General features: G+C 58.4%; 18 protein-coding genes and 1 riboswitch. Of the genes, 16 read left to right on the forward strand and 2 right to left on the reverse strand.

Features of this window, described 5'->3' with window-relative positions; translation table 11 throughout:
- From QZL71_RS01890 to QZL71_RS01945, 12 genes are all read left to right on the forward strand, one after another.
- Positions 1 to 225 (forward strand): non-canonical purine NTP pyrophosphatase (locus QZL71_RS01890; protein WP_294647508.1); only part of this gene is annotated, 225 nt, incomplete at its 5' end.
- A 257-nt stretch (positions 226 to 482) separates the two neighbouring features.
- Positions 483 to 779 (forward strand): YhbY family RNA-binding protein, encoded by a 297-nt coding sequence (locus QZL71_RS01895; RefSeq protein ID WP_005944364.1) that lies wholly within the window; start codon positions 483 to 485, stop codon positions 777 to 779.
- A gap of 2 nt (positions 780 to 781) precedes the next feature.
- Positions 782 to 1,465, forward strand: a complete 684-nt coding sequence (nadD, locus tag QZL71_RS01900; RefSeq protein ID WP_005944362.1) for a nicotinate (nicotinamide) nucleotide adenylyltransferase — start codon at positions 782 to 784, stop codon at positions 1,463 to 1,465.
- On the forward strand, positions 1,416 to 1,994 hold the full coding sequence (yqeK, locus tag QZL71_RS01905) for a bis(5'-nucleosyl)-tetraphosphatase (symmetrical) YqeK (RefSeq protein ID WP_005944360.1): 579 nt from the start codon (positions 1,416 to 1,418) through the stop codon (positions 1,992 to 1,994). The genes nadD and yqeK overlap by 50 nt, the downstream gene beginning before the upstream one ends.
- A gap of 265 nt (positions 1,995 to 2,259) precedes the next feature.
- Complete coding sequence (locus tag QZL71_RS01910) at positions 2,260 to 3,438, forward strand: LCP family protein (RefSeq protein ID WP_097775402.1); 1,179 nt, start codon at positions 2,260 to 2,262, stop codon at positions 3,436 to 3,438.
- Positions 3,439 to 3,460: 22 nt separating this feature from the next.
- Positions 3,461 to 3,844, forward strand: coding sequence for a ribosome silencing factor (rsfS, locus tag QZL71_RS01915; protein ID WP_005944348.1), 384 nt, complete (start codon positions 3,461 to 3,463; stop codon positions 3,842 to 3,844).
- A gap of 249 nt (positions 3,845 to 4,093) precedes the next feature.
- Complete coding sequence (gene leuS / locus QZL71_RS01920) at positions 4,094 to 6,643, forward strand: leucine--tRNA ligase (protein ID WP_223389315.1); 2,550 nt, start codon at positions 4,094 to 4,096, stop codon at positions 6,641 to 6,643.
- A gap of 221 nt (positions 6,644 to 6,864) precedes the next feature.
- A complete protein-coding gene (gene rpsU / locus QZL71_RS01925) occupies positions 6,865 to 7,041 on the forward strand; it encodes a 30S ribosomal protein S21 (RefSeq protein WP_005928271.1) in 177 nt (58 codons plus the stop codon).
- A gap of 108 nt (positions 7,042 to 7,149) precedes the next feature.
- Complete coding sequence (locus QZL71_RS01930) at positions 7,150 to 7,653, forward strand: YqeG family HAD IIIA-type phosphatase (protein WP_154255565.1); 504 nt, start codon at positions 7,150 to 7,152, stop codon at positions 7,651 to 7,653.
- Positions 7,650 to 8,516, forward strand: coding sequence for a TIM barrel protein (locus QZL71_RS01935; protein ID WP_294647510.1), 867 nt, complete (start codon positions 7,650 to 7,652; stop codon positions 8,514 to 8,516). The genes QZL71_RS01930 and QZL71_RS01935 overlap by 4 nt, the downstream gene beginning before the upstream one ends.
- A gap of 119 nt (positions 8,517 to 8,635) precedes the next feature.
- On the forward strand, positions 8,636 to 9,193 hold the full coding sequence (gene efp / locus QZL71_RS01940) for an elongation factor P (protein ID WP_005928281.1): 558 nt from the start codon (positions 8,636 to 8,638) through the stop codon (positions 9,191 to 9,193).
- An 87-nt stretch (positions 9,194 to 9,280) separates the two neighbouring features.
- Positions 9,281 to 9,877, forward strand: coding sequence for a CD1247 N-terminal domain-containing protein (locus tag QZL71_RS01945; RefSeq protein ID WP_291015562.1), 597 nt, complete (start codon positions 9,281 to 9,283; stop codon positions 9,875 to 9,877).
- A 42-nt stretch (positions 9,878 to 9,919) separates the two neighbouring features.
- Here the strand turns inward: QZL71_RS01945 and QZL71_RS01950 are convergent, their stop codons facing one another.
- Entirely contained in the window at positions 9,920 to 10,204 is a 285-nt protein-coding gene (locus QZL71_RS01950) for a hypothetical protein (RefSeq protein ID WP_097775268.1), read from the reverse strand.
- A gap of 240 nt (positions 10,205 to 10,444) precedes the next feature.
- Between QZL71_RS01950 and QZL71_RS01955 the strand changes: the two genes are divergently transcribed.
- Positions 10,445 to 11,347 carry a GDSL-type esterase/lipase family protein gene (locus QZL71_RS01955; protein ID WP_097775269.1) on the forward strand — a complete coding sequence of 301 codons (903 nt, stop codon included), beginning with the start codon at positions 10,445 to 10,447 and terminating at the stop codon, positions 11,345 to 11,347.
- A 50-nt stretch (positions 11,348 to 11,397) separates the two neighbouring features.
- On the opposite strand, the gene QZL71_RS01960 is transcribed toward QZL71_RS01955, so the two are convergent.
- Positions 11,398 to 13,059, reverse strand: a complete 1,662-nt coding sequence (locus tag QZL71_RS01960; RefSeq protein ID WP_294647512.1) for a formate--tetrahydrofolate ligase — start codon at positions 13,057 to 13,059, stop codon at positions 11,398 to 11,400.
- Between the two features lie 212 nt (positions 13,060 to 13,271).
- A riboswitch (ZMP/ZTP riboswitch) is annotated at positions 13,272 to 13,358 on the reverse strand.
- A 233-nt stretch (positions 13,359 to 13,591) separates the two neighbouring features.
- On the opposite strand from QZL71_RS01960, the gene QZL71_RS01965 reads away from it, so the two are divergent.
- The 3 genes from QZL71_RS01965 to QZL71_RS01975 all read left to right on the forward strand — a co-directional run.
- The gene (locus QZL71_RS01965; RefSeq protein WP_294647514.1) at positions 13,592 to 14,743 is read left to right on the forward strand and encodes a cysteine desulfurase family protein; all 1,152 of its coding nucleotides are present in this window, start codon (positions 13,592 to 13,594) and stop codon (positions 14,741 to 14,743) included.
- Positions 14,744 to 14,947: 204 nt separating this feature from the next.
- Positions 14,948 to 16,147 carry a tRNA uracil 4-sulfurtransferase ThiI gene (gene thiI, locus QZL71_RS01970; RefSeq protein ID WP_005944312.1) on the forward strand — a complete coding sequence of 400 codons (1,200 nt, stop codon included), beginning with the start codon at positions 14,948 to 14,950 and terminating at the stop codon, positions 16,145 to 16,147.
- A 5-nt stretch (positions 16,148 to 16,152) separates the two neighbouring features.
- A partial coding sequence (locus tag QZL71_RS01975) for a competence/damage-inducible protein A (RefSeq protein ID WP_294647516.1) occupies positions 16,153 to 17,269 on the forward strand: 1,117 nt, incomplete at its 3' end.

The raw sequence follows: 17,269 nt of genomic DNA on the forward strand, positions 1-17,269 counted from the left end.
TGCCCGGGCAGCATCGCCTTTGAACGGCTGTGCGGGGACTACGGTTTTGGCTACGATCCGCTGTTCATCCCCACCGACTGCGGCGTGGGAAAGCACGATAAGCGCCCCAACACCGAGGGCCGCAGCTACGCCCAGCTGACCCCGGATGAAAAGGACGCCATCAGCCACCGCGGCAATGCGCTGGCAGTGCTGGAACAGCAGCTGCCGGGATTTCTGGCAGAATGAACTCCCCCAGTCTGCTTCGCAGACAGATTCCCCTTTTTGTCACCTACGGTGACATCTTCCCCCGGCCGGGGGAAGTCGTCCTCGGAGATGGGGCCTTTGGCAGTCTGGCAAGCGTTTCGTTTCTGCCAAAGGCTCCCTCTTTGAGGGAGCTGGCAAAGCCGCAAGGCTTTGACTGAAGGAGTTTCTCACCGCAAGCGGAGACAATTCTAAATCGTTTCTTTATCGAAATATCAACCTCAAAATAAAGGAGAAAAACTATGCTGACAAGCAAACAGCGCGCCATTCTGCGCGGCAAGGCAAACACCATGGACCCCGTTTTCATCGTGGGTAAGGGCGAGATCGACGAGACTATGATCCAGGGTGTGAAGGACTGTCTGGATGCCCGTGAGCTCATCAAGCTCAAGGTGCTGGAAAACAGCATGTACAATGCCCGTGAGGCTTCGGTCAAGCTGGCTGAGGCCACCGGTGCCGACTGCGTACAGGTGATCGGCTCCAAGTTCGTGCTGTACCTGCAGAAGAAAAAGGACAGCGCCTACGCTGATCTGCTGAAGTAAAAATGAAAGTTCTTCTCTACGGCGGTACATTTGACCCGCCCCATAACGGCCACCTGAACAATCTGCGCGCTGCCGCTGCCCGCGTGCAGCCGGATAAGGTGGTGGTGATGCCTGCCGGGCTTTCGCCCTTCAAGCAGAAGACCTCTGCGCCGGGCGCACTGCGGCTGGAAATGTGCAGCTGCTTCCATGCACTGGAAGAGGATGCGGACACCATCCCGCAGCTGGAAGTCAGCGGCTGGGAGATCGAGCAGGCCGCTGCCGGAAACCGCAACTATACGGTGCTCACGGTGGAAAAACTGGCCCGGGAAAATCCCGGGGCACAGCTGTACCTTGCCATTGGCAGCGATATGCTGCTGAGCTTTGACGGCTGGCACCGCTGGCAGGACATCCTGCGCCTTGCCCATCTGGTGGTCACCAGCCGCCATGTGGGCGACGACCCCGAGCTGCACGCAAAGGCTCTCCGGCTGGACCCCACCGGGGCACGCATCCTGTTTGCACCGGTACAGGCGCTGCCCATGGCCAGCAGCGACATCCGCACCCGTCTGACTGCAGGCGAAGGGTGTGAAGCTGAGCTGCCGGAGGCGGTGCGGGCGGTCATCCGCCGGGAGAAACTCTACAAAAAGGAAGTATCAGCCAATGAACCTCAAACAGGCAAAGGAGCTTGTGCGCGGCCGCTTGAGCGATAAGCGCTATGAGCATACCTTGAATGTAAAAAAAATGGCCGTCAAGCTGGCAAAGATCTACGGTGAGGACGAGGAGCGGGCCGCGCTGGCAGCCCTGCTGCACGACTCCGCCAAGGAGATCAGCAAGGATGAGATGCGCGAGATCCTGCGCGCTTACCCCCAGTATGCCGAGGGCGGCGAAGAGCGCCCGGCCCCGGTGTGGCACGGCGTGTGCGCCGCCATTCTGGCCCGCACCCAGTGGGGTGTGACCGACGAAGCGGTGCTTAGCGCTATTGCCTGCCACACGGCGGGCAAACCCGGCATGACCCGGCTTGACAAAATTTTGTATCTGGCCGATATGACCAGCGCGGAGCGGGACTGGCCCGGCGTGGAAAAGCTGCGCAAGCTGGAAAAAAAGAATCTGGATGCCGCTATGCTGGCCGCGCTGAAGCAGACCAACGATTTTGTGCTCTCGCAGGGCAAGCCCCTTGACCCGATGTCCAAGGCTGCCTATGAGGATATCCTTGCCCGCAGCGGGAAGAATGAACGGTGAGAGCACAGCTGCTCTGAAACAAGCGGAAACAGAAAACGGATTGCAGATTTCGTCGGATAATGCTATACTTAAGAGCATGACAGGTCTGCAGGAACATTTTTTTGCAGGACCGCGAAAATCTGGAGGATACAAAAAAGCATGAGCCAGACGCCACGCCATATCAATACTTCGCGTTCTCTGAACCGGCCGGATCCGGCAGCAGCCGCACCGCGCCACGCTGCGTCCAGCACGGATGCCGCCGCGCCGCCGCAAAAAGAAAAAGAAAATGCCCCTCTGGCTGCCTTTTGCAGTGGTCATGGCCATCATCGCGGTGATCTCCGGTGTGGTGGTGTACGGAGTCAGCCTTGTAAACAAGGTGGAGGACAGCATCCGCCCGGACGACAGCACCCCTACCATTGAGGAAGAGGTGAAGACCGCCGAGGAATACAAGGGCGATGTGGTGAACATTCTGGTCTGCGGCATCGACTATGAAGAGGGCCGCAATTATTCCAACGACCCCACCTCTAACGACGGCATGACCGATATGATCCTGTACGTGCAGTTCGACATCAAGAACGGTGCACTGCGGATGCTGCAGATCCCCCGCAACAGCCTTGTCACCACCAAGAACAAAAAGATCACCCTTTCCAATGGAAAGACCTACGCCGCCACGAATTATCAGATCAACTCGGTGGCAATCTCCAACGGCGGCAGCATCGCCGCTCTGGCCGATGTCATCTACGATCAGTTCCGACTGCCCATCGATTACTATGTGACGGTGGATATGCAGGCACTGGTGGATATGGTGGATAACTTTGGCGGCATTGAGGTGTATATCCCTCATGATATGTCCTACGGCGGCAGCAAGCTGCTCAAGGGCTACCGCAATCTGAACGGTGCATCGGCAGAGTTCTTTGTGCGCTGCCGCCACGGCGACGGCTACGCCAATTCCGATATCGACCGCCTGAACATGCAGCGCTATTTCTATGCCGGCCTGTTCAAGCGTGCCCGCGCCATGGGCGTTACCGATATCCTGAACCAGCTGCCGCTGGTGTTCAAGAACTATATCAAGACGGATATGGACATTTCCACCATTGCAAAGCTGGTGGTGTCTTTCCTCAAGCTCGACAGCTCCAACATCATTCTGGCGCAGACGCCGGTGTTCATGGGTGTGCCCAATGTGGGCAAGACCGACACCTTTGCCGGTTACTCCTGCGTGGTGCCGGATGCGGGTTCCATTGCAAACCTGCTCAACCAGTATTTCTGCACCTACACCGGCCCCATTGATGTGAGCGAAATGAACCTTGTCACCGACGAGTGGCCCCACGGCAGTGCATCCACCGATGCCAATGTGCAGTATATGGGCCGCATCGATAAGGAGTCGGACGATGCCATCCTGAACGGCGATACAGACCTTGATGGCGCTGTTACCACCGACGGTCAGGCCGCAGGCTCCGCAAACTGAAACTGACAGAAAGGAAAAACATATGGAGAACTTCAACGACAGCAAGGCGCTTGCCATTGAGATCGCAAAGATCCTGGATAAGAAAAAGGCCCACGATGTGCGTGTGCTCAAGGTGGAAAGCCTGACCGTGCTCACCGATTACTTTGTCATTGCCTCCGGCACTTCCACCACGCAGGTGGCGTCTCTGGCCGACGAGGTGGAGTACGAGCTTTCCCAGAAGGGTCTGGAGCCCTACAGCACGGAGGGCTACGATTCCAAGAACTGGGTGCTGCTGGATTATTCCAACGTCATCGTGCACGTATTCGTGCCCAACACCCGCACCTATTACGATCTGGAGCACCTGTGGGCAGATGGTGAGCCCATTGATATCTCTGAGTACCTCACCCCTGACAGCACCCTTGAATGAATCAGGCAAACAGCTGTCTACCTGAAAAAAAGAACCCTCTCAGTCAGGGCGTCCGCCCTGACAGCTCCCCCGAAAGGGGGAGCTTGCGCAAAAGAGGGAAGGCTGCGGTCTGCACAAAACCTCTCCCCTTCGGGAGAGGTGGCATCGCGCAGCGATGACGGAGAGGGTTTTCTGGCAAAGGCAGATAGCTTGAAAGCATACGCCCCCAAGCAACGGTATTTTGGATAAAGTCTGGAGCTGATTAACAACATGAAGTACGATTACAAGGCAGTTGAAGCCAAGTGGCAGAAGGTGTGGGAGGACGAAAAGACCTTCCATGTCGAGATCGACCACAAAAAACCCAAGTTCTATGCACTGGTCGAGTTCCCGTATCCGTCGGGTGCCGGCCTGCATGTAGGCCATCCCCGCAGCTACACCGCGCTGGACGTGGTCAGCCGCAAGCGCCGTCAGAACGGCTACAATGTGCTGTACCCCATGGGCTGGGACGCTTTTGGCCTGCCCACTGAGAACTTTGCCATGAAGAACCACATCCACCCGGCCATTGTCACCAAGAACAATGTGGACCACTTCCGCAGTCAGCTGAAGGCTTTGGGCTTCTCCTTTGACTGGGACCGCGAGATCAATACCACCGACCCCGAGTACTACAAGTGGACCCAGTGGATCTTCCTGCAGCTGTATAAGCATGGTCTGGCTTACAAGAAGGAAATGAACGTCAACTGGTGCACCGGCTGCAAGTGCGTGCTGGCCAACGAGGAAGTTGTCAACGGCGTGTGCGAGCGCTGCGGCAGCGAGGTCGTTCACCGCGTCAAGAGCCAGTGGATGCTCAAGATCACCGCTTATGCCGATAAGCTGATCGATGGTCTGGACGGTCTGGATTACATTGAGCGCGTTGCCACCCAGCAGAAGAACTGGATCGGCCGCAGCCACGGCGCAGAGGTTAACTTCGGCACCACCGCAGGCGATACCCTGACCGTGTACACCACCCGCTGTGACACCCTGTTTGGTGCCACCTACATGGTCGTCTCCCCGGAGCATGCCATGGTCAAGGAATGGCTGGACAAGGGCATCCTCAAGAATGCCGATGCCGTCAAGGCCTATCAGGCCGAGGCAGCCCGCAAAAGCGACTTTGAGCGCAGCGAGCTGAACAAGGAAAAGACCGGTGTCAAGCTGGAAGGCGTCATGGGCATCAACCCGGTCAATGATACCGAGATCCCCATCTTTATCTCGGACTACGTTCTGTCCACCTACGGCACCGGTGCCATCATGGCTGTGCCCGCCCACGATACCCGCGACTGGGAGTTTGCCAAGAAGTTCGGCCTGCCCATCATCGAGGTGGTCAAGGGCAATACCCCGTCCAATCTGGACGAAGCCGCCTTCACCGATGTGGCCACCGGCACGCTGGTCAACTCCGGCTTCCTGAACGGCCTGTCTGTCACCGATGCAAAGAAAAAGATGATCGACTGGCTGGAGGCAAACGGCAAGGGCTGCGATAAGGTCAACTACAAGCTGCGTGACTGGGTGTTCAGCCGTCAGCGCTACTGGGGCGAGCCCATCCCCATGGTCAAGTGTGAAAAGTGCGGCTGGCAGCCCCTGCCCGAGAGCAGCCTGCCCCTGACCCTGCCGGACATCACCGATTTTGAGCCGGGTCCGGACGGAGAATCTCCGCTGGCCCGCCACAAGGACTGGGTCAAGACTACCTGCCCCTGCTGCGGCGGCCCCGCTACCCGCGAGACTGACACCATGCCCCAGTGGGCCGGTTCTTCCTGGTACTTCCTGCGCTACATGGACCCCCACTGCAAGGATGCCATTGCGTCCAAGGAAGCTCTGGAATACTGGTCTCCGGTGGACTGGTACAACGGCGGCATGGAGCACACCACCCTGCATCTGCTGTACAGCCGCTTCTGGCATAAGTTCCTGTATGATATCGGCGCTGTGCCTTCTCCGGAACCCTACCAGAAGCGCACCGCTCACGGCATGATCCTGGGCCTGAACCCCCACAGCTTTGTCAACCTGCCCGCTGAGGAGCAGGATAAGCTGCTGAAGGAGTACGGCAGCCAGAAGGCCGCTGAAAAGGCTCTGGAAGAAAAGTACGGCGAAATGTCGCGCCACCCCATCGTGAAGATGTCCAAGTCTCTGGGCAACGTCATCAACCCGGACGAGGTGGTGGACCAGTACGGTGCTGACACCATGCGTCTGTACGAGATGTTCATGGGCGACTTTGAACAGGCTGCACCGTGGCAGACCTCTGCCATTGCAGGCTGCAACCGCTTCCTGGACCGCGTGTGGACGCTGAGCGACAAGCTGGTGGAGGGCGAGGGCTATCGCCCGCAGGTCGAGACCCTGATGCACCAGACCATCAAGAAGGTGGGCGCTGACATCGAGACCCTGAAGATGAACACCGCCATTGCCCAGCTCATGACGCTGGTGAACGCCCTGTACGACAACGGCGGCGCGACCAAGGCCGAGCTGGAGACCGTTGTCCAGCTGCTGAACCCGTTTGCTCCCCACATGACCGAAGAGCTGTGGGAGAAGCTGGGCCACAGCCACGACGAGCAGCTGGCTTACTACCCCTGGCCCAAGTACGAAGAGGCCAAGTGCGTGGAAAGCACAGTGGAGATCGCTGTGCAGGTGAACGGCAAGGTGAAGGCCCGCCTGAAGGTAGCTGCCGACATTGACGCTGCTGCCGCCATTGCTGCCGCCAAGGCTGACCCCGCTGTTGCTGCCGCTCTGGAAGGCAAGCAGCTGGTCAAGGAGATTTACGTCAAGGGCCGTCTGGTCAATCTGGCTGTCAAGGGCTAAACCAACCGATACTCTGCCGAAAGGCTGGATATACAACTACCCGCAGAGGCGGACTGGCGCATAAAACACCCGGGAACGTTTATTCAAAATCTTTTCAAAGATTTTGCGCAAAAAACTTTCAAAAAAAGGTTGACGAACCGGAGAAAATGCGCTATACTGTCTACTGTTAGTTACCATGTAACAACGAAATTCCTGCCTCACGGTCCAAGGGAGGGAATAAGATGTCGGAAATTCGTGTTAAAGAGGGCGAGTCGCTGGAAAGCGCACTGCGTCGCTTCAAGCGCAGCACCGCTCGCAGCGGTGTGCTCGCAGAGGTCCGTAAGCGCGAGGCTTACGAGAAGCCGTCTGTCAAGCGCAAGAAGAAGTCCGAAGCAGCCCGCAAGCGCAAGTTCAAGTAATTGATCACTTGAAGTCGCTGTTGCTTTAGATTTCATACGCGTTGCTAACGCCGATGTAGGGGAGCCTGTATTGCAGGCTCCCCTATTTTCATTGCAGGGAGAAATACTATGCTCATCACCCCCGAATACGTTTTCAAGGATGTCACCCACATCACGCCGGAATGGCTGGCGGAAAAAGGCATCACTGCGCTGGTGCTGGATATCGATAACACCCTCACCGCCGACCGCAGTCAGGAGCTGCCGGAAGATGTGGCCGTGTGGCTGGACACGATGCGCAGGGCGGGTGTCAGGCTCACCATCGTGTCCAACGGTGCGGAAAAGCGGGTGCGGCCCTTTGCCCAGAAGCTGGGCCTTGCGTACCTGTACCGCTCCGCAAAGCCGCTGCCCTTTGCTCTGATGGCAGCGCAGCACCGCATGGGCGTGAAGCGCCGTCAGATGGCGATGGTGGGCGACCAGCTCTATGCCGACCGCATGGCGGCAGCGCTGTACGGCATTCCGGGCCTGATGGTGGTGCCCCGCGGCCCGGACCTCGGTGCGCAGGTCATCCTCAAGCGTAAGTGGGAGAAAAAACACTGGCAGAAATACTATGACCGGGGAGGCAAGACCCTGTGAGCGATTGGAAGATCCGGTTCGGCACCGCAGGCACCAGCGATAGCTTTGCCGCCCAAGGCTACAAAAGCAGCTTGGATGTGCCGGAGTACACCGCAAAGATGGGACTGAACGCCTTCGAGTACCAGTGCGGGCGCGGCGTGCGCCTGGGACTGGACAAGGCTGCAAAAATGGCCGCACTGGCCGGGCCAAAGGATATCCTGTTCAGCGTGCATGCACCGTATTATATCAGCATGTCCAGTCTGGAAGAGGAAAAGCGGCTCAACAGCATCCAGTATCTGCTGCAAAGTGCGGCGGTGTGCAAGGCGCTGGGCGGCAGACGCATCATCTTCCACTCCGGCAGCTGCGGCAAGCAGAGCCGGGAAGCGGCCCTTGAAAAAGCGCTGGATACCATGCGCCGTGCCGTGGAAGCGCTGGATGAAGCGGGTTTTGCCGATATGACTCTCTGCCCGGAAACCATGGGCAAGATCGGCCAGCTGGGCACACTGGACGAGGTGCTGGCGCTGTGCAGCGTGGATAAGCGCATTACGCCCTGCATCGACTTCGGCCACCTGAATGCCCGCACTCTGGGCGGCATCCGCTCGAAAGAGGACTACGCTGCCATCCTTGACCGCATGGCAGAAAAGCTGGGGGACCAACGGGCAGAACGGTTCCATGTGCATTTTTCCCGCATCGAGTATTCGGCGGGTGGCGAAAAGCGCCACTGGACCTTTGCCGAGACCCAGTTCGGCCCGGAGCCGCAGCCGCTGATGGAACTGCTGGCTGAGCGGAAGCTGCAGCCGGTTATCATCTGCGAGAGCGCGGGCACGCAGGCTGAGGATGCCGGGACTATGCAGCAGATGTACCATGCAGCGTGCAAAACGTAAAAAATTTTGTGTTTTTATCGTCTTTTTTGCCGAAACCCCTTGCCAAATGCAAACGGATTGGGTAAAATAAATAGAGATATGCGTTAAGCATTTGAGATTAAACTAATGGAGGAATTCCTATGATTTCTGCAGGCGAGTTTCGCAATGGCGTGACCTTTGAGCAGGACGGCCAGGTTCTTCAGGTCGTTGAGTTCCAGCACGTGAAGCCCGGCAAGGGCGCTGCCTTTGTCCGTACCAAGACCAAGAACGTGATTACCGGCTCTGTGGTTGAGACCAGCTACAACCCGACCGCAAAGTTCCCGCAGGCTTTCATCGAGCGCAAGGACGTGACCTATAGCTACGAGGATGGCGATCTGTACCACTTCATGGACAACGAGACCTACGATGACATCCCCGTCAACGCAGCCGATGTGCCCGATAACTTCAAGTTCTGCAAGGAGAACGAGCTGTGCAAGCTGCTGAGCTACAAGGGCAAGGTGTTCAGCGTCGAGATCCCCAACTTCATCGAGCTGGAAGTTACCCAGACCGAGCCGGGTGTCAAGGGCAACACTGCCACCAACACCCTGAAGCCCGCTACCGTCGAGACCGGTGCTGAGATTCGTGTGCCTCTGTTCATCAACGAGGGCGACCACATCCGCATCGATACCCGCACCGGCGAGTATATGGAGCGCGTCTGATCCCTTTAACGCCAAACCGGGCTGCGGGCAACCGTTTGCCCGGTTTTTTAAAACTCCGATTTTTCTCATTTTAAGGAGGGCATTCGTATGGAACTGAACAAAAAGGCAGCTTATCTGCAGGGTCTGGTCGATGGTCTGGGCATTGATGATACCACCAAAGAGGGCAAGATCATCAAAGCCATGAGCGCACTGCTGGGTGAAATGGCTGAGGTCATCGAGAGCGTGGACGAGGATCTTTCCCGCGCCTACGACCAGATCAACGACCTGAGCGATGAGCTGGAAGATCTGGAAGCAGATCTGTACGAGGAGGAGGACGAAGACGGCGAAAGCGAGGACGCTGAGGATGAGGACTCCGACGGCGACGACGATGACGATGCCAAGGATGATGACATCGCCAGCGAGCCGTTCTATGAAGTGGCCTGCCCCAACTGCGGCGAGACCGTTTACGTCAGCGAGGATGATCTGGATGCAGGCGAAGCCAACTGCGCGCACTGCGGCGTGACCTTTGAGGTCGCCCTGGAAGGGGATGGCGAAGAGGATGCTGAGGATGGCCCTGTGCAGTACGAAGTGACCTGCCCGGACTGCGGCACCACCGCCGTGTTTGAGGAAGACGAACTGCTGGACGGCGCACCCAAGTGCCCGAACTGCGGCAAGCCACTCGACTTTGAAGTGACCGAAGAATAAGCAAAAAAGACCGCTGCACTCCGGTGCAGCGGTCTTTTTTGTTTACTGTGCGTTTGCCTTCTGCAGCCAGATGCTGCCGATGTCCAAAGCGTTGTACAGGCCGATCTTGGTAGTCTGACGCATCACGCGCTCCTGCGGAGCCTTGGTGGTGTCGGTAGAGAGCAGCATCAGGTGGACCTTGTCTGCAACCTGCTGATCGCCCACAGGCTTGGTGGTCGTGATCTGCAGATAGAGCACATATGGGTCGGTCATATTGCCGTAGTACAGCTCATTGTCCTTGCGGACGAGGGGCTTGCCTTTATAAGTCAGTTTTGGAGTAAATGCCATCGTGAAAGCCTCCCTATCAATAGTAGTTCAGTTCAGTATAACACATCTATGGTACAGGATGCAAGCTTTTGACCCGATAGAAGGCGGGCTTTTTGCACACAATGGCATGCCTGCGTGCAAAAGAATCTGCAATTTTAGGCACTCTGGCAGAAAACGGGTCTTGCCGGAATGCACAGATATGGTATACTAAGAACGAGAAAGCCCGCAGCATAGCCCGGGCAGAAAAGTGAGGGAGACAGCATGGCAGACTATCAGGAATACCGGCGGCGCGTGTTGCGCAAACGCTGGCGCAGGCGGTTCATGGCGACAGCTTTGCTGCTGCTGCTTTTGCTGGTGGGAGCCATCGGGATGTTGTGGAAGAGCCTGCACCGGGAACAGCGGCCCTCCGGCGTTGGGCAGAACACCATCCTGCAGGAGGTAACACAGGATAATACTTGGAACACGGCCTCCTACGCGGTGGCGCGACAGCTCACGGTGCAGACGCTTGCAGACAGCGCGGCCACTGCGCTGGATTTCCGTATGGCGGCGCTGCCAAAGAGCAGCACGGCTGTGGGCAAGGAATGGTTCAATGACGTGAGCTTTGTGGGCGACAGCCTGACGCAGGGCATGCAGCTGTACGAAGAAGGAATGCAGAACGCCATGTTCTGTGCGTACAAGGGTGTTGGGCCGAACGTGATCGTCAACGGCACCACCTGCAAGCGTGCCGACGGCGTGGCTGAGGTGCCGCTGGAAGCATTGACCGCCCAGCAGCCCAGAGCTATTTATGTTCTGTTGGGCACCAACGTGCTGGGCCGCGATACCGATTATAGCAGCTTTCTGACCTATTACCGGCTGATGCTGGACATGCTGAGCCAGACACTGCCAAATGCAAAGATCTATGTGCAGTCCATCACGCCGGTGCGGCCGGAAGTATGCCAGAAGTCCGGCCATGAGGGCTTGAACCGCGACCGCCTGTGCCAGATCAACAATGAGCTGGCAGCCATTGCGCTGGAAAAGAACTGCTATTTTCTCAACCTGTGGGAAGTGCTGGCAGATGAAAACGGCGACCTGATCGAAAGCTACGCCCAGCCGGACGGCTACCATCTGAGACCCGCCGGGTATGCCGCATGGACGGATTATCTGTGCAGCCACACAGAAGGATAAAAAATAAGAGGTTCGTTCACTGAGCGAACCTCTTATTTTTTACTTGAAACTTAGAACAGGCCGGTGATCTTGCCGTCGGCATCCACATCGATGCTCACAGCGGCGGGCTTTTTGGGCAGGCCCGGCATGGTCATGATATTACCGCAGATGACCACCACAAAGCCTGCACCGGCAGCAAGGCGCACCTCGCGCACCTCCATGGTAAAGCCGGTGGGGGCACCGATGAGCTTTGCGTTGTCGCTGAAGCTGTACTGGGTCTTGGCGATGCAGACAGGCAGGTTCCCGTAACCCATCTCAGTCAGCTCGGCCAGTGTCTTGCTGGCGGCGGCGCTGTAGTTCACACCGTCGGCCCGGTAAATTTTGGTGGCGATGGCGTTGATCTTGTCCTTCAGGGGCATTTCCAGCGGGTAGGTGTACTGGATGGGACGATCCTCCAGCACCTCCAGCACCTTCTCGGCCAGCGCCTTGCCGCCCTCGCCGCCCTTGGCGAATACCTCGCTCAGCACGCAGGGAACACCCTGCTCGGCGCACACCTGCTCCACATAGGCCTGCTCTTCGGCGGTATCGGTGGGGAAGGCATTGATGGCGACCACCACCGGCAGGCCGAAGCCATTTTTCAGGTTGTCGATGTGGCGGATGAGGTTGGATGCACCGGCCTTGACGGCTTCGAGGTTGGGCTGGCTCAGGTTGGCCTTTGCCACGCCGCCGTGGCTCTTGAGGGCACGCACAGTGGCCACCAGCACGCAGGCAGAGGGAGCGATACCGGCGTAGCGGCACTTGATATCCAAAAACTTCTCTGCGCCCAGATCAGCACCGAAACCGGCCTCAGTGATGGTATAGTCGGCCAGAGAAAGGCTCAGCTTGGTAGCCAGCACGCTGTTGCAGCCGTGGGCGATGTTGGCAAAGGGACCGCCGTGGATGATGGCGGGGTTGTTTTCCAGCGTCTGTACAAGGTTCGGGTCCAGCGCGTCCTTCAGCAGGGCGGTCATGGCACCGGCAGCACCGATCTCACCGGCAGTGACGGGCTTGCCGTCGTAGGTGTAGGCGCATACGATCTTGGAAAGACGCTCCTTCAGATCGGAAATGCTGGTGGCAAGGCAGAAAATTGCCATCACCTCGCTGGCAACGGTGATATCAAAGCCGTCCTCGCGGGGGGTGCCGTTCACCTTGCCGCCCAGACCGTCCACGATGAACCGCAGCTGGCGGTCGTTCATGTCCATGCAGCGCTTCCATGTGATGCGGCGGGGGTCGATGTTCAGCGGGTTGCCCTGCTGGATGCTGTTATCGATCATGGCAGCCAGCAGGTTGTTGGCTGTGCCGATGGCGTGCAGGTCGCCGGTGAAGTGCAGGTTGATATCCTCCATGGGCACCACCTGTGCGTAGCCGCCGCCGGCTGCGCCGCCCTTGACACCGAACACGGGGCCGAGGGACGGCTCACGCAGGCAGAGCATGGTCTTTTTGCCCAGAGCGTTCATGGCATCGGCCAGACCCACGCTGGTGGTGGTCTTGCCCTCGCCCGCCGGGGTGGGGCTGATGGCAGTGACAAGGATCAGCTTGCCCTGCTTTTTGGCATCGTGGATCAGGCGGTGATCGATTTTGGCCTTGTAGCGGCCATAGGGGATCACGTGCTCATCGGAAAGGCCCAGCTGGGCGGCGATCTCGGTGATGGGTTTCATTTTGGCTTCCTGTGCGATCTCGATATCGGTTTTCATCAGACATCCTCCTTTGGAAGACGTTTTTACAAGCATTGCACGCCGCCTGAACGGCCTTTTTGCTCGCATCCTGCGTTGCTTTCCCTTGCAATCCGCCAGGATTGCTGCGAAAAATCGCCTTGTCTGCGGGCAAAAAATCCCGCCATTCAACGCACCCTGCTTATAAAAACAACTTCCGACAACAAAAAAGGCAGCTTTGCGCAGCAATTGCGCAAGGCTGCCCAGACGGTCGGCATTGACTCTCCCGCCATCCCTGCACTGTGGTGCTCCACAAGGTTCCGTCAGCAGAGATACGGTCTCTATGCAGTAAAGATAGCACAATGCCGGGGTGTTTGTCAAGGAAAAACATATACGAACTTGTCGGGGCGAGGCCCCTCCATCTTGCTGCGCAAGACCGTTCTGTCGCTTAAAAGCCCCACTGGGGCTTTCATTGCTGCGCTGCGCTCGCAAACGCGAATATTTTGCGTTCTACAGCTTTCTGTGCTATAATTAAACTGGATTATTATGAAAACAGAAAGCAGGAATCCCTTTTATGCTGCAAAACCCTGAATTGCATTATCTGGATAACGCCGCTACCACCATGGTGGCTCCCGAGGTGGCGGATGTCATCGACAAGGCCATGCGGGAACACTGGGCAAACCCGTCCAGCCTGTACGGCCCCGGTGCCCGCAGCGAGGAAGCGCTGAACGCCGCCCGTGCCGCTGTGGCCCGTACACTGGGCTGCAAGCCAAAGGAGCTGTACTTTACCTCCTGCGGCAGCGAGAGCAACAATCTGGCCCTGCTGGGCGCGGTGCGCACCCGCACTTTCGGCAAGGGCATCGTGGTGTCCGGCTTTGAGCACCCCAGCGTCCAGCGCCCGCTGGAAGAGCTGGCGAAGCAGGGCTACAACGTCACGGTGGTCAAGCCCCGCCCGGACGGCACATTGGATATCAACGAAATGCTGGAGCACGTGGACAAGAACACCATCCTCGTGGCCTGCATGGTGGTGAACAACGAAGTGGGCACCCGCAACGATGTGGAACGCCTTGCCGCCGAGGTCAAGCGCCGCAACAGCCGCACCATTGTCCATGTGGACGCAGTGCAGGCGTGGATGCGTGTGCCCATCAAGCTGACGAACATCGACACCCTGTCGGTGAGCGGCCACAAGATCCACGCTCCCAAGGGCATTGGCGCGCTGTATCTTTCTGACCGTCTGGTGCAGGCGTTCCGGCCGCCGTACCTCGGCGGTGAGCAGGAGCGCGGCCTGCGCCCAGGCACCGAAAACCTGCCCTACGCCATGGGTCTTGCCGCAGCCGCCACCCGTCTTGCCAAGACCATGAAGAGCCGTGACGCCGCTATGAAGGCCCTGAACCAGCGTCTGCGGGACGGCCTGAAGGCCTTTCCGGAGGTGGAGCTCAACAGCCCGGAAAACGCGGTGCCCGAGGTGCTGAACTTCAGCGAGATGTGCATCAAGAGCGAGACCATGCTGGCATGGCTGGCCGAAGCACAGGTGTATGTTTCCTCGGCAAGTGCCTGCGGCCGCGGCCAGCCCAGCCACACGCTGGCAGCCATGGGCAAAGACCCGCTTGCCGTCGACACGGCCATCCGCGTGTCCTTCTGCGGCGACAACACCCCGGAGGATGTGGATGCTTTCCTTGACCGCTTTGAGGACGGCATGAAGCATCTGCAGAAGATCCGGAAGTGAGACTCCTTCAGTCACGGCTACGCCGTGCCAGCTCCCTCAAGGAGGGAGCCTTTGGGATATAGCGGACAACTTTTCCGTTATGCCAAAGGCCCCATCTCAGAGGACGACTTCCCCCGGCCGGGGGAAGATGTCACCGAAGGTGACTGGGGGTGTTTCCTCAAAAGTTATCGATTACAAATCCTACGATCAGGAGATACAACATTTATGCATGAAATTATCATGGGCTATCAGGGTGAAATGTCCCTGAAAGGCCTCAACCGCAACCAGTTCGAGTCGGCGATGATGAAAATTCTGCGCTACCGGCTCAAGACCGTGGGCAAGTTCAAGGTCTACTGCACCCAGTCCACCTTTTACATGGAGCCTGAGGAAGAGGACGTGGATATGGACCTCGCCTTTGACCGGGTGAGCAAGGTGTTCGGCCTTGCGGCGCTCAGCCGCGCCGTGGTCTGCGACAAGGACTTTGACACCATCTGCCAGACCGCTGAGGACTACCTCGGTGCCAGCCTGCACGGCATCCGCACCTTCAAGGTGGAAGCCCGCCGCTCCGACAAGACCTACCCCATGACCAGCCCTGAATTGATGCGGGAGCTGGGTGCCTATCTGCTGGGCAAACACAACTACCTCAAGGTGGATGTGCATAACCCGGATTTTAAGGTGATCGTAGAAATTCGTGATTACGGTGCCTACATCCACGGCCCCAAAGTGCCCGGCGAGGGCGGTCTGCCCGTGGGCACCAGCGGCCGTGCATTGAACATGCTGTCTGGCGGCATCGACAGCCCCGTGGCAGCTTACCGTATGGCAAAGCGCGGTCTGGCACTGGACCACATCCACTTTGCGTCTCCGCCGTACACTTCGGAGCGCGCAAAGCTTAAGGTGAAGGCTCTGGCGCAGCTCACCAGCATCTATACGGGCAGCTCCAATCTGTTCGTCGTGCCCTACACCAAGCCGCAGGAGTACATCCGGGATAATGCTCCGGATGTGCTGTTCACGGTGCTGATGCGCCGCAGCATGATGCGCATTGCCAACGTTATTGCCAAGAAGCAGGGCTGCGAAGCCCTTGTTACCGGCGAGAGTCTGGCTCAGGTAGCCAGCCAGACCGTCAAGGCCCTGCAGTGCACCGATGCTGCGCAGGATCTGCCCATCCTGCGCCCGCTCATCGGCATGGACAAGACCGAGATCGTGGAGACGGCACGCCACATCAACACCTTTGAGACCAGCATCCTGCCCTACGAGGACTGCTGCACCATCTTCACCCCGCCGCACCCGAAGATCCGCCCGGAGCTGGCCGAAATTCTGGAAGCCGAAGCCGCCATGCCCGGCCTTGCCGCGCTGGAAGCCGAAGCAGCAGAGAGCGCCGAGCGCATCCGCATCCGTATCACCGATCAGGTCGAATTTGAGGGGTGAAAGCCATGACAGCAGAGATCATCAGTGTGGGCACCGAGCTGCTGCTCGGCAACATTTTGAACACCAACGCCCAGTACCTCAGCCGGGAGCTGGCGGCTCTGGGCATCACCGTCCAGCGCGAGAGCACCATTGGCGACAACCACGGCCGTTTGGCGGATTTCGTCAACGAAGCAAAGCAGCGGTGCGACCTACTGGTGTTCACCGGCGGCCTTGGCCCCACGGCGGACGACCTGACCAAGGAAACGATTGCTGGATGTTACGGTGATACGCTGGCTTTTGACCCGGAAGAATGGCAGAAGATCGTGGATTTCTTCACGCGTACCGGGCGCAAGACGACCCCAAACAACCGCAAGCAGGCCATGGTGCCGGTGAACGGCCACAAGATCATCAATAACCACGGCACTGCCCCCGGTGCATGGTTCGAACAGGATGGCCACTGTGCTGTGCTCATGCCCGGCGTGCCTCACGAAATGAAGGCCATGTGGGAGGAGAGCGTGCGCCCGCTGCTGCTGGCCCGCCAGAACTGCACCCTGCATTCCATCACGCTGCGGGTGCTGGGCGGCGAAAGCGATATCGAATACCGTGTGCGGCATCTGCTGGAAAACGCAAATCCCACCGCCGCCATCTACTGCAAGACCGGCGAGTGCGAGATCCGCATTACTGCCCGGGCAGAAACCGACAGTTCAGCCGAAAAAATGTGCCGCGCATACGCCACAAAGTTCTATGATCTGCTGGGTGATGCGGTGTATGATGAGGATGTGACCGGTCTGGAAGAGACTCTGGTGCACACCCTGAAGGAAAAGGGGCTCACCATTGCCACGGCAGAAAGCTGCACAGGCGGCATGATCGCCCAGCGGCTGACCAATGTATCCGGTGCAAGTGAGGTGTTCGGCTTCGGCTTTGTTACCTACTGGGAGCAGGCCAAGGCAAAGATGATCGGCGTAGACCCGGCGGCGATCGCAAAGTACAATGTGGTGTCCGCACCGGTGGCGGCACAGATGGCACTTGGCGCAGCAGAAGCTGCCGGGGCCGATATCGCTGTCAGCGTCACCGGTCTGGCAGGCCCCAACGGCGGCGATGCCGTCCGCCCGGTGGGCACGGTGTATCTGGGTGCGGCCTGCG

It is taken from the genome of uncultured Faecalibacterium sp., from assembly GCF_900066275.1.
GTDB lineage: Bacteria > Bacillota > Clostridia > Oscillospirales > Ruminococcaceae > Faecalibacterium > Faecalibacterium taiwanense.

What these genes read in the sequence shown, in the direction of transcription:
- QZL71_RS01895 (WP_005944364.1), top strand. Translation starts at nt 483, where the DNA reads ATGCTGACAAGCAAACAGCGCGCCATTCTGCGCGGCAAGGCAAACACC.
- nadD (WP_005944362.1), top strand. Translation starts at nt 782, where the DNA reads ATGAAAGTTCTTCTCTACGGCGGTACATTTGACCCGCCCCATAACGGC.
- yqeK (WP_005944360.1), top strand. Translation starts at nt 1,416, where the DNA reads ATGAACCTCAAACAGGCAAAGGAGCTTGTGCGCGGCCGCTTGAGCGAT.
- QZL71_RS01910 (WP_097775402.1), top strand. Translation starts at nt 2,260, where the DNA reads ATGCCCCTCTGGCTGCCTTTTGCAGTGGTCATGGCCATCATCGCGGTG.
- rsfS (WP_005944348.1), top strand. Translation starts at nt 3,461, where the DNA reads ATGGAGAACTTCAACGACAGCAAGGCGCTTGCCATTGAGATCGCAAAG.
- leuS (WP_223389315.1), top strand. Translation starts at nt 4,094, where the DNA reads ATGAAGTACGATTACAAGGCAGTTGAAGCCAAGTGGCAGAAGGTGTGG.
- rpsU (WP_005928271.1), top strand. Translation starts at nt 6,865, where the DNA reads ATGTCGGAAATTCGTGTTAAAGAGGGCGAGTCGCTGGAAAGCGCACTG.
- QZL71_RS01930 (WP_154255565.1), top strand. Translation starts at nt 7,150, where the DNA reads ATGCTCATCACCCCCGAATACGTTTTCAAGGATGTCACCCACATCACG.
- efp (WP_005928281.1), top strand. Translation starts at nt 8,636, where the DNA reads ATGATTTCTGCAGGCGAGTTTCGCAATGGCGTGACCTTTGAGCAGGAC.
- QZL71_RS01945 (WP_291015562.1), top strand. Translation starts at nt 9,281, where the DNA reads ATGGAACTGAACAAAAAGGCAGCTTATCTGCAGGGTCTGGTCGATGGT.
- QZL71_RS01950 (WP_097775268.1), bottom strand. Translation starts at nt 10,204, where the DNA reads ATGGCATTTACTCCAAAACTGACTTATAAAGGCAAGCCCCTCGTCCGC.
- QZL71_RS01955 (WP_097775269.1), top strand. Translation starts at nt 10,445, where the DNA reads ATGGCAGACTATCAGGAATACCGGCGGCGCGTGTTGCGCAAACGCTGG.
- QZL71_RS01960 (WP_294647512.1), bottom strand. Translation starts at nt 13,059, where the DNA reads ATGAAAACCGATATCGAGATCGCACAGGAAGCCAAAATGAAACCCATC.
- QZL71_RS01965 (WP_294647514.1), top strand. Translation starts at nt 13,592, where the DNA reads ATGCTGCAAAACCCTGAATTGCATTATCTGGATAACGCCGCTACCACC.
- thiI (WP_005944312.1), top strand. Translation starts at nt 14,948, where the DNA reads ATGCATGAAATTATCATGGGCTATCAGGGTGAAATGTCCCTGAAAGGC.